Source organism: Mesorhizobium sp. WSM4898, from assembly GCF_029625845.1.
GTDB lineage: Bacteria > Pseudomonadota > Alphaproteobacteria > Rhizobiales > Rhizobiaceae > Mesorhizobium.
Genome location: NZ_JARTVQ010000007.1, coordinates 109,106 through 126,917 on the forward strand (window position 1 = coordinate 109,106; position 17,812 = coordinate 126,917).

Consider the following 17,812-nt stretch of genomic DNA (forward strand, 5'->3'; position numbering starts at 1 on the left):
GAATCACAAGTGGAGCCCGCGATGTCCCACGCCAGGAGCTACGAGCTCTTCATTAATGGCAAATGGCGAGCCGGTGGTAGCCGAGCCACTTTGCCGGTGATCAACCCGGCGACGGAGAAGGTATTTGCCTCAGTGGCCTCGGCTACGGTTCCAGACTTGGATGAAGCTCTTGCTTCGGCAGAACGCAGCCGCAAGGCGTGGTCCTCACGCCCCGCCAAAGAGCGTGGCGAGATCCTCGTCTCTGCCGCCAGCAATCTGGCTGAGAAAGCTGGCGCCGCAGCCAGGGACCTGTCGTCCGAACAGGGAAAGACGATTGCCGAAGCAACAGGAGAGTACGCGCGCGCAGTCGAAACGCTGGAATGGAATGGCCGGCATGCCGATGAGTTGTCGACCCCGATTCCGTTGGGTCCGAACAGGATGATCGTCCCGGAGGCCCTCGGTGTCGTCGCTGCCTTTACGCCGTGGAACTATCCAGCCGTTCTCATCGCCCGCAAGCTCGCCCCCGCGCTGGCGGCAGGCTGCCCGGTGATCCTCAAAGGGGCCGAAGAGACGCCAAGCGTGGCTGTCCATGTCGTGGAATCTTTGCGTCAAGCAGGGATACCGGAAGGCGTGGTCAACCTGGTGTTCGGTGTTCCTGTGCATATATCACGGCATCTGCTCAGTTCGCCAATTGTCAAAGTCTTGACGTTCACGGGGTCGACCGCTGTTGGGAAACAGCTGGCCACACTGGCCGCGAATAATCTGCAGCGCTGCATCCTTGAGCTCGGTGGACATTCCCCGGTTATTGTGTGCGAAGATGCCGACCTGGCAACGGCGATACCGGCTATTTCGGAATACAAATTCGAGTGCGCGGGCCAGAGTTGTAATGCGCCCAGCAGGATTCTTGTCGCCCGATCCCGCTATGAGGAATTCCTGTTCCGGATGACGGAGGCGGTCCGAAAAATCAGGATCGGTCCACCGGATGACCCTGCAACGCAGATGGGTCCCATGGCAAACGCGCGGCGAATCGAGGCCATGCAACGCCTGACCAAAGATGCGGTAGAGGGCGGCGCCCAAATCGAGACCGGTGGCATCCCCCTTGACCGACCGGGGTTTTACTGGCCGCCAACCATCCTGACTGGCGTACCGAAGGAAGCGAGAGTGCTTCATGAAGAGCCGTTCGGACCAATTCTCACCGTGGCTCCTTTCGATACGATCGAAGAGGCGATCGATGAAGCCAACGCCACGGAGTACGGTCTGGCCGCCTACTTGTTTACTGGCGCGGCCGATACGCAACAGAGGCTTGTGGGCGGTCTTTCTGCGGGCGCTGTTAGTGTGAATTACCTGAAAGGGGTTTCCGCTGATGCCCCTTATGGAGGAGTCAAACAAAGCGGCTATGGATATGAAGGCGGCGAGCAGGGGGTGCGAAGCTTCCAGATTCTGAAAATGGTCAATGGCCTCGGTTCATTTGGATAAAATCCGGTGGGAAACAGAACACGGACCATGGCCGGTAGCGACATCACAAGGAGCGTCGCCGACGCCCTTCAGTACATCTCGTACTATCATCCTCCAGATTATATCCGGTCTCTTTCTCACGCATACACGCGAGAACAGAGCCCGTCGGCGAAGAATGCCATAGGTCAGATTCTGCTGAACTCCCGCATGGCGGCCTTTGGGCGGCGCCCGATTTGTCAGGACACCGGACTTGTGGTTGTCTTCGCAAAGGTCGGCATGGATGCCCGCATTAAGTCAACAGCCAGTTTCGCGGATCTTGTGAATGAGGGCGTACGTCAAGCCTATCTCGATCCGGACAATCCCCTTCGGGCATCGATCGTTGCGGATCCCCTCGCTAGACGGGTCAACACCCGCGACAACACACCGGCAGTTGTCCATGTCGACCTGGTGCAAGGTAACCAGATTGAGATCACCATCGCCGCGAAAGGCGGCGGGTCGGAGAACAAGGCACGTTTTACCACCCTCAATCCCACCGCCTCCGTTTCCGACTGGGTGGTCAATACCGTTTCGACCCTTGGCAGCGGGTGGTGTCCACCTGGACTGATCTCTGTCGGCATCGGTGGTAGCGCTGAAAAGGCGATGCTGCTGGCCAAGGAGGCCATGAACGAGCCCATAGATATGGCGGAACTGATCGCAAGGGGGGCGTCAAGCGCAGAAGAGGGGCTGCGGATTGAGCTTTATGAGCGGATCAACGCGCTTGGTATCGGCGCCCAAGGCCTTGGTGGTCTGACGACAGTCGTTGACGTCAAGGTTGCGACCTATCCTACTCATGCAGCGTCCAAGCCTGTGGCGCTCATCCCGCAATGCGCCGCCAACCGGCACCTGAAGTTTACTTTGGACGGCTCTGGACCCATCAGCCTCCAGCCGCCCGATTTGCGCGAATGGCCCGACATCGGAGCCGACGAATTGAACCCAGCCGGCGTCCGGCGGGTCAATTTAGATACGCTTACGAAGGAAGAGACGGCATCGTGGCGCTGCGGTGAAACGCTCCTGCTTTCTGGAAAGATGCTGACGGGCCGTGACGCTGCCCACAAACGAATGGTCGAACTGATTGATGCCGGCAAGCCGCTCCCAGTCGATCTGAGGGGCCGCGTGATCTACTACGTCGGTCCCGTCCGGGCAGTGAGGAATGAAGTCGTTGGACCCGCCGGTCCAACAACCTCCAGCCGCTTGGACGATTTTACGGACAAGGTGCTCGCCGAAACCGGCCTTTTCGCGATGGTGGGCAAAGCGGAGAGGGGACCGGCGGCCATCGCGTCGATTGTAAGACACAGAACGCCATACCTTGCTGCAGTGGGTGGCGCTGCGTACCTGATTTCAAAGTCGATTAAGGCGGCGCGGATTGTCGCCTTTGAAGACCTGGGCATGGAAGCCATCTATGAATTCGATGTGCAGGACATGCCCGTCGTCATGGCTGTCGATGTTGAGGGAAACTCCATTCACAATTCCGGGCCTCTTGAGTGGCGTAAGCGTATGGCAGCCGACAGCATCGCACGCAACATCGGTGTTTGAGTCTTTCCGGTTGGGCGATTTCGGCCAGACCCGAGCGCCAAATTATCGGGCAAGCCATAAGACGAGCGGCATTTGCGGTGCCCTGCGCCTCGGCGAGCCGGCCAAGCAAGGCCTTCAATTCACCCTAATAGTTGAATGTGCGAGTGAATACTGCATTGAGTATGCCGTCCATGCGATCGAGGGTCGAATGCAGTCGCGCGTCTATCAAGTACGGCAGCGAGATTCAAGAAAATCGGTTATCTATTTATCATGGTCTCCGCCGCCGCCGACTATTCTCTCCAGCTGCACCATTGCCCCGTTGGGCGTTGGGGCGATAGCCAAATTACTTCTGCAGCTTTTCTCAGCGGATCGCTCACCCTCAGCTGATTTTCGTACCCCATTCTGGCACATCTCGGGCCTGGAACGGATGCCTTCCACTGCTACATTCGCTCGTTTCAATTGATGATAGAATTGATCGGCACACAACGCGATGTCATCGCTGAGAGCATAGGTTATGAAGTCGAAACCCGATCCCGTGCAACTCGACAGTTGGGACCTGCGGATCCTCTCCGAAATTCAGGCAGACGGTCGGATTTCAAAAAGTGAGCTTGCAAAACGAGTTCATCTTTCGGCGTCCGCCTGTTCGGAGCGGCTCCGAGCACTCAAGGCCGCGGGGATTATTGAGGGATTTTATGCGCGGCTGAGTCCTGCCCTCATCGGCGGCATGATCTTTGTGATGGTGGAGGTCGTGCTGGATCGTCATCGTCTTGAGGACCAACGACACTTCGAAACTGCTATCCAAGACATTCCGGAAATCCTGGACTGCTGGGCAATTGGGGGGCGCGTGGATTATCTGATGCGGGTCGCATCTCGTTCTATGGCCGCCTATCAGGATTTCATGGAGGGACTGCTGCAGGCAGGCTTGGGGATTGATCAATACTATAGCCTTGTCGTCACGAAACCAGTGAAGTCCAATTCACCGATACCTTTGTCCGCCCTGAGGCAACGGTAACCCAAAAGCTAAGTTTCAACGGCGTTTGGCACGGATCCCGTAGATTCGTCGGCAAAAGGCACCCATTCCGACGAAACTCAAGGGACATTTGCGGTATACTAATTGCTGGAAAAAGGTGGCCGAGCGCTATCCGCCAGTTGATCGCGAGCAAGGACGATGCGCTTGAGCAATCTGGAACCGATCTATTCCAGGAGAGGATCGAAGCAGCCATCGGACGCACTTGCCCAGCACGGTTACGGCGAGAAGCCAAACCGGATCGTGCCTGGTTGAGGAGGCGTCCATATCTAAGATGCGAAGTGCCGAAAAATGCCTCTACCGCTACTTCAAGGGGGGAACTTTCGCCCTGGATTGGCGATCAGTGGCGATTGAGCTTAGTCGCGGTCAGCGCATCCGTGTAGGGGGCGAAATCTACAGCGAGGGTTTGGCAAGCCGACGGGTAGCGGGAGTGCAAGCTGGCCCGCTCGGCCTTGGCGACCAACCCGGCCCTCGACGCCTGCGGACATTCGGAGATCGCGTTTTTACGTCCTAAGTTCGTTGCTGTTCGAGATTAGGAGATCGTCTGTCCTGTTTGACATTGCTGGTCTCCGCAGCCTTCTAAGCGAGGAGCATGGCTGTGCCGGGATCGCGTAGGTGGGTGACAAGGCCGGTCACTCCTGCCACCCGACGTGGTCTTTGAGAAGGTGGAGGTTGCGCTACCGGCTGGAGAGCATGGTGCCAGTTTTCACAAGACAAGGGTCGCTTAATCGAATGGGCGTCAAGTTCATAGATTGCGAACAGATCATGGGGGGATTTGAATAGTGCTACTGACCGAGGCAGAGCTGAAAAGAGTTGCGAATGCCAGTCGAGGACATAGAGCCGCATCGATCGTTCTAAAGGAAGAGACGGCCGCAGCTACAGCCAGATCGTCATTCGACGTTTTTCTGTCACATTCTTTCAAGGACGCAGAGATCGTTCTCGGTGTGAAGCGAATTTTCGAGGAGCTTGGGTTCACTGCTTACGTAGATTGGGTCGAAGATTCACAACTGGACCGCACAAAAGTCTCCTCGGCCACCGCCGAGTTGCTGCGGACCCGTATGAGGCAGTCAAAGACGCTAATCTATGTGCATTCAAACAATTCTCCAGGATCCAGATGGATGCCTTGGGAGCTTGGCTTTTTCGATGGGTTTCGGACCGCGGTAGCGGTTCTGCCCGTGGCAAAAAATTCTTCGGAAACATTCTCCGGGCAAGAATTTTTGGGCCTATACCCTTACATTGATGGGACAGGACCTGCATTCCTGTTTATGAACAGAGGGACCGCGCCTCGCTCAAGAATAGGCTCTGTAAGCTCGACTGCTAACCTCACGTTTGCCAAATCCTGGCTTAAAGAATTTACCGCCACAAAATAGACTGGTGTGCTTCAAAAATGAAATATCCTGGACTCTATAATAGCGCCGACGTGGCATCCAACGAGCAGCAGGCGACGTTTCTGCGCCTGATCCGGGCAGAGTACGTTCTTCTTTTTTTAGCGTCGGTGCTCTCTTTGGACTTGTCGCCATCAAAAGCCTATTTCGGTGTCTATGCTGCGGTATTTCTTTGCTCAATGGGAGTCCTCATTTTCCGGTCGGTCACAAAGCCCGAGCAGGTCTGGTATCAGGCTCGAGCTCTGGCAGAGTCGGTGAAGACATTGACTTGGCGCTTCGCGATGCGAGCACAGCCGTTCGATGACGCGCGCGCCGCTGACGCCAGAGCTGATTTTCGAAAGCTCATGGAAGGTATCCTTGATAGCAATCGTCACCTTGGTAGCGCGTTGAGCGGCACCGATTCAGCATCCCCCCAAACAACCGACCAGATGATGTCGATAAGGGACTCCCCGCTAAAAGAAAGAAAAGACCTATATCTGCAGAGACGAATCTGCGACCAACGGAAGTGGTACGAGAAGAAGGCGCGCTCGAACAAGAGGTCCGCGAAAGTCTGGATGGGCCTTGGTATTTTTGCATACGCTCTGGGATTCTCGTTCATCGTAGTACGCATCGCTGACCCCGCGATGCCAGGCTGGCCGACCGAGCCGCTAATTGTCATCGCCGCCTCCCTTATTGGGTGGACCCAGATCAAGAAATTTAACGAATTGGCATCGGCTTACACGTTGACAGCTCACGAGATCGGCTTGACTGCCGACCTTATTACGGACGCCAACTCGGATGAGGCATTCTCCGCCGCGGTGAACGAAGCCGAACTGGCTTTCTCACGGGAGCACACCCAGTGGGTTGCTCGTCAAAACAACTAAGAGACAACAATGGCATACAGCGATCCGACCTATGTAATATTTGACGGCGATGAAGACGCTTGGGCATACCGCTTTATGAAAGGGTGGAACGCCAGCGAGAATGTGAGTTTTGAATTCGCGAACGCTCACGATCTGGACAATATGACGAGCCGAGCACAGGACGAAGATTATGTTAAACGCAATCTTCGCAACAGAATGAATGGATCGAGCCAGGTACTTGTCCTGATCGGTGAGAAGACGAAAAACCTTTTTCGCTTCGTGCGCTGGGAAATGGAATTGGCTCTTGATCTAGGTCTGCCGATAATCGCAGCAAACCTTAACGGCTCGCGGCAACAAGATGTGAGCTGTCCGCCTATCATCAGGGACAAATGTGTTGTGCACGTGCCGTTCAAGATGAAGGCCATCAAGCACGCGCTAGCCAATTGGCCGAGCGAATTTCATCGGCTTTCAAACGCTCAGCGTGGCGATGGCGCCAGGAGCTATGGCGAAAGCACCTATCGCGATCTCGGCTTATAATCGCCACCTAAAAGCACTTAGCCGCCCAAACATCCTCGCCATCCGCTGGCGGCGACTAGCCTTAGCAACGTCCGCCAGCGTGTTCCGAGCTTGCCGAGCGATGATAAGAAGAGCACGACGTCCGATTTGCTGAGTTTGGCTGAAAGCTGCAGGTCATGTGCAACCTATTAGAGGAGCCCCGCTCGAAGCGTCGGATCGTCAGACAAGATCATGTCGCGCGAGGGCGCTGGTTTCGCGAGGAAAAGGAGCGGCTGTTCGATGTTTGAGGCTTGATCCAGCGTTTCGAGACTGCACGAGCGGCCAGCATTGATGGAGGCAGCTTTTCAGGCCGCGCAATTCTGTCGGCTCGCCCCCTCCTGCGAGCCGCAGCTCGGCTCGCCCTGCGCAGCAACCACGAATTTGCGATCGCAAGAAAGGCAACACGCTGACGATAGAACTTGGCGGCGCTGGTCGGCTGCGAATCAAGATGTCAATGGCAAGGAGCTCTCGCCGCGCGTCTTTGCCGGGCCGAACCTTCTGGCTATGCTCCTTCGAGAAGTCTGCCGAGCACCAGCCGCCGCACCGCCAAAGCTATCAATATGCGCGAGGGCACGACCTCAGCCTCTCAGCGCTGGCCAACCAGGTTGGAGCCTGTGCCGCGGCACGGAACCCGCTGCCTGCTGATCGAGGCGAATGTGCTTTGCCCCTGATCACCTCATTACCACCCTTGGGAAGGGCAAGACCGATCCGGACCGTCAGAATGTAAGGGATGACCGGCAGTTCGGCGGAACATGGCCGCCGGCGCTCTATCGTGCCTCGCGCGGCCGGCGGGAACAGCGTCCCGAGCGCTATTCATCCGTCAATATCGCCCGCTAATCGGGCACTATGCTGGGCGCATGCGCGTCGTAAGCTGTTCGTGTTTGCAGGACGCGCCCCCGACCCTCGGCTAAGGCGAAGGTGACGCCTTAGTTTTCACGGCAATTCGGGCCGATCCCGCGAATTTCACGGCGAATAACCTGCATTCCCGAGAAACTCAAGGGACGTTTCCGGTATGCTATTTGCTAAACAGGTGGCTGGCCGAGTGCCCTCCGCCAATTTATCGCGAGGAGAGGGACATGCGCTTGAGCAATCTGGGAACCGAGCAACTCCGGGAGAAGGATAGAAGCTTCGTCTTCCATCCTTCTACGCATCTGGCCAAGCACAGCCGAGGCGAAACGCCAAATAGGATTATGGCCGGTGCGGAAGGCGTCTATATCTGGGACACCGAAGGCCGAAGGAGCCTCGACGGTTTCGGAGGACTCTACTGCGTCAACATGGGATATGGATGCACGGAGATCGCCGAGGCCATTGCCAGGCAAGCACACGAATTGCCGTTCGCGCACGTCTATGCCAGCCAAGGTACGGAGCCGGTCGCCCTGTTGGCAGAGGCCGTGGTCGAGTATTTCGGTCAGAACATGCGAAGGGTCTATTTCGGCCTCTCCGGTTCCGATGCCAACGAAACCAACATCAAGCTGGTCTGGTACTATAATAACATTCTTGGCCGGCCCGAAAAGAAAAAGATCATCTCGCGAAATCGCGGCTATCACGGGTCTGGATTGGTCACGGGTAGCCTAACTGGCCTTCCCTTCTTTCACAATTTCTTCGACCTGCCTCTGGATTTGGTGCGCCATACAACCACGCCGCACTATTACCGCCAGGCGCGTGTCGAGGAGAGCGAGGAAGCGTTCTCCCGGCGCTGTGCCGATGAGCTTGAAGCCTTGATCCTGGCCGAAGGACCGGAAACGGTTGCAGCTTTTATCGGAGAGCCGGTACTTGGGACAGGAGGTATTGTGCCGCCCCCCAAAGGGTACTGGACGTCCATTCAAGCGGTGCTCGACAAATACGATATCCTTCTAATCGCGGATGAAGTGGTCTGTGGCTTCGCGCGAACCGGCGAGAAGTTCGGTTCCCACCTGTATAACATGCGTCCGGATTTCGTGACCATCGCAAAGGGTTTGAGTTCCGCCTACCTCCCCATCTCCGGGTCAATCATTGGCGACCGTGTCTGGTCGGTTTTGGAACAAGGAACTGAGAAGCACGGCGCACTCGGCCACGGCTGGACATATTCGGGGCACACGCTTTGTGCCGCAGCCGCGCTCGCCAATATTCGACTGCTTAAAGAAAAAAATATTCTGGAGCATGTCCGCGATGTTGGACCGTATTGGCAAGACCGGATGAAGGCCGAGCTGGCGGGACATCCCATCGTTGGTGAAGTTCGCGGAGTGGGTATCCTGTCGGCCGTAGAGATGATGCGGGACCCAAAACAAAGGATACCATTCGAACCCGACCTTCAGGTCGGGGTGCGCACTGCAGCTGCTCTGTTTGAGAATGGTGTCATCGGACGGGCCATGCCGCATGGCGACATCCTCGGTTATGCCCCCCCCCTGATCATTACCCGAAAAGAGATCGACATCATTGTCGACGCGACGGTAAAGTCGGTCGATACCACCTATCGCGCGCTGAAGGCCGAGGGTGCCGTATGATTTTGCGATCGCGAAGGAGCGAGTCCGGAGGCAGGCATGTCCCTGCGCGCTACTGCGCCGAGCAGACCCAAAACTGTTGAATTCCAGATATCTGATCTTGAGCATGCTCCGGGCTATTTCAGTCACGATTTGTAACCGAATCAGTTCTGCCGCCGCTGTCCTGTTGCCCAACGACCAGGACCTCTGTGCGGCGCGCCCTGCGGGTGTACCTCCCCGCCGGCAGGGCGCCCTTTTTGACCCACGTAATCAGTATCATTATGGCCCGTGCGGGATCGAGGGTCTGGTAAAGGTCATCTGCACGTTCCGATGCAGATTGAGCTTAGACGTGCCCTTTACATCATTGCAGCGGGCCATAATCATTGCGGTGAATTTTATCACGTCAGGTATATAGAAGGACGATACTCACACGCCACCCCGTTCACAAGGAAAGGCATTTTAATATTGTTGAGACGATTTGCCTATCAAAGAAAAGAAAGCATCGCAACACTTCTTTGCGGATCACGGCGCCCCGGGTGGGGGATGAGCGGCTATCCGAATTGTTATGCTAATGCCGACCCAAATTCCTGCAAAAGCTGGGGTCAATGATGGCTTTTGGTCAGCGCAGGATGATTTCTCCTGATTTGGTCGGTGCAGGGGCGGTCATGATTTAATGCATGGAGATTCTCTGATTGAGCTGTTGAGATCATGAGGCGTCTGCCAGACGCCCATCGGGTGAGCCCAGCATGATTGGGATGACCGACGAAGATCGAAAGTGTGGCAGCATTCTGGAGCCCGGTCAGCCCAGCGACGCCCGCGAATTCAATCACGTTTGTCGGGACATACACGACGCAGCCGGAAGGCGTGCAGAAAGAGGAAGAATCGAGCGCGACGATGACGAGGCACATGCCACTTGTTTTCGAGACATTCCTTGAAAGACTGTCACAGAGTATCGATGAGGCAGATTTCCGGGATGCCATGGCTGAGGCGGCCGGACGACTTGACCTAATCTTCTTTGCCTACCTCTCCTTGCCAGCACGGCCTTCCGGCAAACCGAGGTTAATTTCAAACTATCCACCCCGCTGGACCAGACAGTATCTGGAAAATCAGTATGAGAAACTCGATCCTGTGGTCTTGCGTGCTCGAAATGGCGGCTGCCCGTTTCACTGGGGATCGAATTTGGGAGGCGATAAAATGTCGCCGGCTCAACAGCAGCTATTCGATGAGGCGGCTCAATTCAGCATCTGCTGCGGTTTGACGATCCCAATTGTCGATCTCCGCGGCCGCATCGCTGCGGTTACTTTTGCCGCCGATGAGCCTCGTCCAGTATTTCTTCGGGTCGCTGAGCGGTACGAACAAGCTCTTCAACTGATGGCGGCCTGCTTTCATCGTTGCGTTCGCCGCAAATTGCCGAGCGATCGAACAGTGGATGGGGTTTCGCTGACATCCCGCGAATATGAGTGCCTGAGGTGGGCAGCGCGGGGTAATTCAGCCTGGGTGACCGGCCGCATCTTGGGTATCAAGCCACGCACGATCGCTTTTCATTTGGACAATGCCAAGAAGAAGCTAGGCGTGCGAACCCAAAATCAGGCTATAGCCCTTTTGGGGTCCGAAGGGTCCTCAATTGTCTGAGAAGCTTTTTGATCCCCTTGTGCTCGGGCCATTCGATCGCGCGCTTTGTATCGAGCGTTGACTGGATGCCGAGATCTTCTGTTCCGCCGGCTCGGGCGATGCAGCCGTATTCTTCCAGTCCGCGCCGGTGATCATAGTCTATGGGTGCTCGAGCGGGTGTGTCGTCGCTGACGAGCTAGTTGTGGAGCCTCAACAGGTTGTCCTCGGTTAGAGCGAGGCGACTGATAGGTGTTTTGGACTTTAGGCTCCCGTGGGGACGGTGCCAATTGTATCTGTGCAGCCAGACCGGCAACTCTGCGGCGCGGTGATCTGAAGTCGGATAAGCGATGGCATAAGCCCATTCGCGCAGTGCTGTCTGGATGAAGCGCTCGGCCTTGCCATTGGTCTTGGGTGTATAGGGTCTTGTCCTGACGTGCTTGAGGCCGAGATCGCGGCAGGCCTTGGCGAAGGCCTTTGATCTGTAGCAGGAGCCGTTGTCGGTCATGACGCGGGCTATCGTGACGCCGAGGCTGGCGTAGTAGGCCACCGCCGCCTTGAGGAAGGCGATGGCGCTTTCTTTTTTCTCGTCGGGCAGGATCTGCGAGAAGGCGATGCGGGAGGCGTCGTCGATGCAGACATGGACGAACTCCCAACTGCTGCCGCGCGAGCTGGCATTGCCGGTGCGCTTGCCGGTAATGCGATGACCGATGCGCTCGAAACGACCGAGCTTCTTGATATCGATATGGATCATCTCGCCAGGATGCTCGCGCTCGTAGCGTCGGATCGGCTCGGCCGGTTCGATATCCCGCAACCGCGACAGTCCGGCACGCTTGAGAACCCGGCTAACGGTGGCGGGCGAGACGCCGACCTCATGGGCGATGTGCTTGCCGGTCCAACGTTGCCGCCGCAGCGCCATGATGCGCTCGGCGATCAACGCAGCGGTGGCCTGCGGCATATTGGCGGGCCGCGAGGAACGGTCGATCATGCCGGCCCGCCCTTCGGACTTGTAGCGCTCGACCCAGCGCGCCACGATCTTGGCCGACACGCCGTAGACACGCGCCGCATGGGCTTTGGAGAAAGCGCCTTCTATCACCGACAGCGCCATCTCCTCTCGACGCAGCGGTGTGAGACGGGCATTCTTATGGATGTTCATTCGGACCCTCCGGTGAGTGCTGAAGCTTGGTAACTCCAGTCTCCCCGGTCCGGTCCGAATGGACAACCTCCCGAAAGCTCACAGCTAGTCGTGCGGTTATATAGTTTCCGAGGATGGCCCGCTTGCATACCTGCCTGCCGGTAATCTCTAACCCTTGACTTAGGGCGATGGCTATCGGTTATGCGGCTTGAAAGCGAAGAGGTGGACCCTTCGTCGAGCGCCGGTACGATATGGAGTGCTGCTCCGGGCTAATACCCATCCAGACAGAGCGGAACCTTCTATCACGTCAGACGCTCGGACAGTTGCCAAACCCCGATTTCCTGGGAACTGAATTGTGCTCGCCACCGGGTCCATTTTGCCGGCGCGTCTGTGGTGCAGGCCCCGATCAGCCTGACCAATGGCACAGGAACGCTTCTATGACCGAGCACTGCGAATTTGTCAGCTGGCGAACAATTCCTTGTAGCCGCTCGTCACCATCCAGTTCGCACGGTCGAGATGACTACGAAGCGCCTTCCTGGCGCGCTCCGGTTCAAGTGCCGGATCAATGCCGAGGATCAGTTGGGCCATTTCCTCTTCGGGCGCCTCATCGGCTGAGGCGTCCAGGAGCCTCATATAGATGGTAAAGTGCGCCCTGTCGTAGGCGGTAAGACGGTCAGACCAAGGGACTTCGTCGAGCAGTGTTGAGCTTTGAGTCCTATCTGTTCCCGTTGATTGATTCATGTCTGCCGCGAACCTCGCATGTTGATCGCTGGATCCAAGGCAGAATATCCCAAAATGGGATAATCCGAAACGGGGATTAGTCGCTGAGCCGGTCTCTACCTGCCGGTTCACCTAAATGCCCAAATCTCTTCGATCTCCCCGCCACCAGCGGTTTCTGGCCCAGTTGATCTCACTGCGCAATGTCAAAGGGCTGACGCAGGCGCAGGTGGCTGAGAAGCTTGGTCGTCCGCAATCTTTCGTGGCGAAATATGAGGGTGGCGAACGGCGTCTCGATGTCATTGAGTTTCTCGACGTAACTGCGGCCCTCGATGCTGATCCGTGTGAGATTCTGTTGAGCCTGCGCACGTAGTGGGCGCCCGCGCCCATCACCGCGCGTGCCGTGTGCCGGTGGGTCGAGCCCCGATTTTCTTGGCTCTGGCGTCTCGACCATTCCGCTGCGCCTCCTAGCGCGTCGTTAGACTCTCGCAATTCGCTCTGTTTTGTGCCTTTCTCAGCAGGTGGCGCCGCATCCTTCTAGGCCCGCCGCGGCGTCCCGCAACCCTTAGCCAGCTGTGAGCTTTCAGTAGGTTGTCCATCCGGCCCTTCGGATGCGGTGCGGCTCAGACGGCGGACCCGTTCCTGTCATGATTCGCCGCCGCACCCATTCCTGGGAAGCAGCCATTGGCGAGCGGAGGACAAAATGATGAGACAGCGAAGCGCTGGGCCATCCGCGCTGTGGTGATACGTCGATGCATGGCGGTTGCGCGACTTCGTTGCTTGAAGCGAAGCGACCGCACCGCCCATTTCGTCAACTGGCGAACAAATCCTTGTAGCCGCTCGTCACCACCCAGTTTGCACGGTCGAGATGACTGCGAAGAACGTTGCGTGCGCGCTCAGGTTCGCGTGCCGGATCAATGCCGAGGATCACTTTGGCCATTTCCTCTTCAGTGGCGTTGTCGGCCGAGGCGTCCAGGAGCCTCATATAGGTTGTAAAGTGGTCCTTGTCGTAGGCTGTAATGCGGTCCGACCAGGGGACCTCGTCGGCGAACGGCGTGTTCGATCTGGGCTGCAACATCGCTAATTCTATCTCCGGCCAATGGACCCGCGAAGCCCTGTGCCTGCTAAATGTGGATTACATATTATAGTTGATAAACTCAAGCCGCCTGATCCGCTGGCTTGCGTGCATGGATATGCGCAAGTTGGTCGGACGGAATGTGCAGAGGATCAGGCAAAGGAAGCGCCTGACGCAGGAGCAGCTTGCGGAGATTTCCGGGTTCAGTCAGCAGTACATCAGCGGCTTGGAGAAAGGCCGAAGAAATCCGACAATTATCACGATCTATGAACTGGCATTGGCCCTCGGCGTCAGCCACATGGATCTGGTTCGGCCCGACAAACAGGCATGATACACCCGCCCTCCAAGTAGCTGGCCGCCTGATGGCGCGCGCCGGGTGCTCGTGAACCCAGGCTTTTCTTAGGGTCCCCCGGCAGCCCCTGCCATTTGGCTCGCCCTGGCCCGGCGCACCCTATTGGACAGTCGGCCGCTGCGGTTTTTGTCAGCCTTTCCTGGGGCGGTCGGCATTGCCTTTTAGGCCCGCCGCGGCCTCCCGCAACCTTCGCTCTCGCTTCAGGTCCTTCTCTTGGTTACGATCCTTCGGATGCGGTTCGCCTCTTTCAGCGGGCCTAATCGCTTTCTGCCGCCCACCCCACGGGGACAGCCACGCGAGACTAGTATGGAGCGTTGCGGTTAGCGCACGAACAGCAAAGGAACTGAAAAAACAGGCAACTGTCGAAGCATGGCTGAACCAGCCATCGTGTCGGCATCTTGGAGCCGCGTGTTCGCCTTGAGGCCCTGCCGGTAGGATCCCTGCAGTTGAAGTCATTGTCGGCATTCTGACAACAATGGACATGAACCGCCGAACTATCAAGGCGACCAGGTTGTTGTCTAGCAATGGTTTTCCGAATCGGCACGGCACTTGCGTTACCAAAAACAAGTACGCCGCGGCACGGATCGCCCAAGAGGCTGAACGACCTGATCTGTTTGACCCTCGCAGCAGGGGTGGATGGCTAACACAAAGGAAACTTTGAAGGTGGACGTTTTCGAAAGTTCTCCAATACCTGTCAGGAAAACACGGACGCCATCTTTCTCGGTGGATCTAGCCTTGCTGGGAGTCGCATTCGTTTGGGGGGCGAGCTATCCGGTCGGGAAAGGCGCACTGTTCTACGCGCCGGTTTCGATACTTGTTCTTTATCGCTTCCTGATTACTACGATCATTACGGCAGTGGCTGCAAGACATGAGATCGCATTGGTCTCCTGGGGCGATTTCATCCGCGGCTTCGCATTGGGAACAATACTTTTTTGCATCTTTATTGCTGAAACTTACGGCGTTGCATCGACAAGCGCAATGAACACGGCCTTGATCATATCGCTTTGTGTGATTTTCACGCCGAGCATCGACTATGGGCTATCACGGCGACTTCCACCTACGGGCATTTTGGCAAGTGCTGCCATAGCGTGCATCGGTGTCGGCATTCTCACTGGCGGGATCAGCAGGTTCAGCCCGGGTGACGCGCTTGTCTTGGGGGCCGCGATTCTGCGAGCGGTTATGGTCGTTTCCACCAAACGCCTTCTGGCCGGCCGGCAGATTTCATCTGCAGCCCTGACGGCCATCCAAGGATCGACGGTGGCAACACTTACTTTCGTTTTGGCCGTCGCTCAGTTCGGAATTTCAGGCCTTGTTGTGAGGGCCACCCTTCAGTTTTGGGGCGCTGTTGCCTTCCTTGCACTCTTCTGCACCCTCGCTGCATTCTACATTCAAAATGCCGCAGTGAGAAAATCCACACCGACACGGGTTGGCTTCTTGATGGGAACAGAACCTTTTTTTGGTTTCGTTCTAGCGCACCTTCTTCTGAATGAGCCTTTGACAGTACCGAGCTTGATAGGCGCAGGCCTCGTCCTCGCTGCGACGTTTGCTGGCATCTGGTTTGAGAGCAGGACATCCAAATGAACCCCATCTTGGCTTCCACCAAACCCGCCATCGGCGGCATTTCGAGTTTTGAAGATCTGGAGGCTTTTCCGGACCGAACCGCACCAGTTGCAACCATGTTCAGCGGCGGTCTCGACAGCACCTATCTTCTCTACAAGCTGCAAAGCCTTGGCTTTGCGAACATTGAAGCTGTCGCAGCGGATGTCGGAACGCGCATCGATCAGCCTTTGTTGGAACGGACGGCAGCCATGTTCGGCGCGCGCTTTGTCTGCCTCGAAGGGCGGGATGCCTTTGTCGAACAAGGCGTGAAATCAGCCATTCGAGCCCACGCCAAGTACCTTGGCATCTATCCGTTGAGCAGTTCGTTGAGCCGTCCCATAATCGCATCTTTGGTTGTTAATCATGCTAGGTCAATCAACTCACGGCTGGTTCTTCATACAGCAAACCTTTCTCAAAACAGTCTTCCGCGCCTTAACAATAGCATTAAGCGCTCAGGATTTTCCGGCAACTTCGGCAGTCCGTATGAATGCTCTGTGATATCCCGACAACAGAAGACCTCCGACCTGTCCAAGTGTGGAGCGACTTTTGTGGCGGACCGCACGTGGAGCGCGGACGAAAACCTCTGGTGTCGGGAATTCGAGTCGGGGCCTTTGGAAGATCCCGAGAACTTTTCCATCCCCGAGGAGGCATTTGCTTGGACGCGCCACATTCCCGCAGAGCAGCCGGTAGAGATCAAACTCGGGTTTGCAGACGGAAGTCTCGTGTCAATTGATGACCGTGATGTTGCATTGGTCGACGCAATCCCGTTCCTGAATAACACGGTCGGCAAATTCGGGCACGGCCGCTTTGTCGGGCTTGAACACATCACAACCGGCCAAAAGGTTCTCGAAGTCCGCGAGGCCCCTGCCGCGGCCATTATCTTCGACGCGCTGCGTCACCTCGAAACCGCTTCTCTTGACGTGGCATCAATCGTTTTGAAGCAAGGGCTTGAGCAAGCCTGGTCCCAAGAGGCGGTTTCAGGTGCATGGGGCAGTACTATTCACCAGATGTGCGAACGGGCCATTGCATCCGCCCTCGAGGGCGTTAGCGGGAGCGTCAGCTACATAGTCGATCACACACGCTTTTTACCTCGGTCGATCCGAGCCAGGACGCCGAGATACATTAGGGACCGCGACCTTTGGGAATACCAAGCCGCAACCCACATAGCGTTGTCCAAAGCGTTCCGTCCTCGCCAAGTCACCAAAAGGGAGACACCCGTGGAAAACAACGCACCCCAGGCGCCGGCCAACCTCAGTCAACAATGCACTGACGGTCTGGTGACAAATGGATGGTGGTTTTCAAAAGGCGAGCGCGCCGAAGCCTGCTTTGGCATCGAAATTGATGCAGCCTGGAAGAACTTTGCTGACCATTGGAATCGACTTCTTCTCGATGAATACATGCGTGACGGCGGAACATATCGTTACCGGCGCTATAGCGCTTTTGAATATGACGCGACTGACGGAATCTTTAGGCTCCTACCCCACGCCCCCTACGAACAATCAAAAAGTGTCAATCATCTGAATGGCGGCTTCAAGCGCCACTTCGAGCCCCTTGAAAACTCCTTTATAGACCATCCCGTCTTAGAAAAGATTCTGACAGGTTTCTGCAGAATTCTATGTGAAGCCGCCCGACATGATCGTTGGAATATCAAGATCCATCCCTACCGGATTGTCGCGCGCGATGGTGTAAATGGCAAACCGGCACCCGAGGGCCTTCACCAGGACGGGGTGGACTTCATTGCTTGCTATATGATTGGGCGGGTCAACGTCACCGGCGGCATGAGCATGATCACCGACGCCTCAAAGGAGTTCCTCGGCGAGGTCGAAATGAACTCCCCGAATGATTTTGTGATCTGCAACGACCGCGAAACCTTTCACGATGTATCGTCGATTGTGGCCGAAAACCTGAAAATGCCGTACGCTTATCGCGACGTCCTTGTGATCGCCTTCGAGAAATTATAACGCCCAGCGCGCCGAGAGCATTTTCAACAAGGTTCAATACTGCTTGGTATCCTCTCGGGTGTTCCTGGTGCGGGAACAATGCAGGATTAATTTCTTGCATCTAAACACCTAG

The 17,812-nt window shown here is 56.5% G+C and carries 14 protein-coding genes and 1 pseudogene; 12 read left to right on the plus strand and 3 right to left on the minus strand.

The annotated features are described in order from the left end of the window. Positions 1-21 precede the first annotated feature (21 nt). From P9228_RS24405 to P9228_RS24440, 8 genes and pseudogenes are all read left to right on the plus strand, one after another. Positions 22-1,455 (plus strand): NAD-dependent succinate-semialdehyde dehydrogenase, encoded by a 1,434-nt coding sequence (locus P9228_RS24405; protein ID WP_063170369.1) that lies wholly within the window; start codon positions 22-24, stop codon positions 1,453-1,455. Between the two features lie 27 nt (positions 1,456-1,482). Beyond that, positions 1,483-3,006 carry a fumarate hydratase gene (locus tag P9228_RS24410; RefSeq protein WP_063169307.1) on the plus strand — a complete coding sequence of 508 codons (1,524 nt, stop codon included), beginning with the start codon at positions 1,483-1,485 and terminating at the stop codon, positions 3,004-3,006. Between the two features lie 493 nt (positions 3,007-3,499). Beyond that, entirely contained in the window at positions 3,500-3,997 is a 498-nt protein-coding gene (locus P9228_RS24415) for an Lrp/AsnC family transcriptional regulator (protein WP_063169306.1), read from the plus strand. A 1,402-nt stretch (positions 3,998-5,399) separates the two neighbouring features. Continuing rightward, positions 5,400-6,260 carry a DUF4231 domain-containing protein gene (locus P9228_RS24420; RefSeq protein ID WP_063169305.1) on the plus strand — a complete coding sequence of 287 codons (861 nt, stop codon included), beginning with the start codon at positions 5,400-5,402 and terminating at the stop codon, positions 6,258-6,260. A 9-nt stretch (positions 6,261-6,269) separates the two neighbouring features. Continuing rightward, positions 6,270-6,776: a TIR domain-containing protein gene (locus tag P9228_RS24425; RefSeq protein ID WP_063169304.1), complete on the plus strand. Its 507-nt coding sequence runs from the start codon at positions 6,270-6,272 to the stop codon at positions 6,774-6,776. Positions 6,777-7,259: 483 nt separating this feature from the next. Further along, positions 7,260-7,680 (plus strand): annotated as a pseudogene (locus tag P9228_RS24430) (transposase); the annotation flags it as partial. A 190-nt stretch (positions 7,681-7,870) separates the two neighbouring features. Continuing rightward, a complete protein-coding gene (locus P9228_RS24435; RefSeq protein WP_063169303.1) occupies positions 7,871-9,277 on the plus strand; it encodes an aminotransferase in 1,407 nt (468 codons plus the stop codon). A gap of 870 nt (positions 9,278-10,147) precedes the next feature. Then, positions 10,148-10,885 (plus strand): LuxR family transcriptional regulator, encoded by a 738-nt coding sequence (locus tag P9228_RS24440; protein WP_082826574.1) that lies wholly within the window; start codon positions 10,148-10,150, stop codon positions 10,883-10,885. A 175-nt stretch (positions 10,886-11,060) separates the two neighbouring features. Here P9228_RS24440 and P9228_RS24445 read toward each other — a convergent pair whose 3' ends face one another. Continuing rightward, positions 11,061-12,017: an IS481 family transposase gene (locus P9228_RS24445; RefSeq protein WP_063169302.1), complete on the minus strand. Its 957-nt coding sequence runs from the start codon at positions 12,015-12,017 to the stop codon at positions 11,061-11,063. A 438-nt stretch (positions 12,018-12,455) separates the two neighbouring features. Further along, complete coding sequence (locus P9228_RS24450) at positions 12,456-12,737, minus strand: DUF2285 domain-containing protein (protein ID WP_063169301.1); 282 nt, start codon at positions 12,735-12,737, stop codon at positions 12,456-12,458. A 115-nt stretch (positions 12,738-12,852) separates the two neighbouring features. Here P9228_RS24450 and P9228_RS24455 point away from each other — a divergent pair, with 115 nt between their 5' ends. Continuing rightward, positions 12,853-13,086, plus strand: coding sequence for a helix-turn-helix transcriptional regulator (locus P9228_RS24455; protein WP_082826573.1), 234 nt, complete (start codon positions 12,853-12,855; stop codon positions 13,084-13,086). Between the two features lie 438 nt (positions 13,087-13,524). Here P9228_RS24455 and P9228_RS24460 read toward each other — a convergent pair whose 3' ends face one another. Further along, positions 13,525-13,791 carry a DUF2285 domain-containing protein gene (locus tag P9228_RS24460; RefSeq protein WP_063169299.1) on the minus strand — a complete coding sequence of 89 codons (267 nt, stop codon included), beginning with the start codon at positions 13,789-13,791 and terminating at the stop codon, positions 13,525-13,527. A gap of 109 nt (positions 13,792-13,900) precedes the next feature. Here P9228_RS24460 and P9228_RS24465 point away from each other — a divergent pair, with 109 nt between their 5' ends. The 3 genes from P9228_RS24465 to P9228_RS24475 all read left to right on the plus strand — a co-directional run bounded on the left by P9228_RS24465 (position 13,901) and on the right by P9228_RS24475 (position 17,700). Then, complete coding sequence (locus tag P9228_RS24465; protein ID WP_029354714.1) at positions 13,901-14,119, plus strand: helix-turn-helix transcriptional regulator; 219 nt, start codon at positions 13,901-13,903, stop codon at positions 14,117-14,119. A gap of 657 nt (positions 14,120-14,776) precedes the next feature. Then, on the plus strand, positions 14,777-15,721 hold the full coding sequence (locus P9228_RS24470; protein WP_082826572.1) for a DMT family transporter: 945 nt from the start codon (positions 14,777-14,779) through the stop codon (positions 15,719-15,721). Next, positions 15,718-17,700, plus strand: a complete 1,983-nt coding sequence (locus tag P9228_RS24475) for an argininosuccinate synthase-related protein (protein ID WP_063169298.1) — start codon at positions 15,718-15,720, stop codon at positions 17,698-17,700. Before P9228_RS24470 ends, P9228_RS24475 begins: the two co-directional genes overlap by 4 nt. The last annotated feature ends 112 nt before the right edge of the window (positions 17,701-17,812 follow it).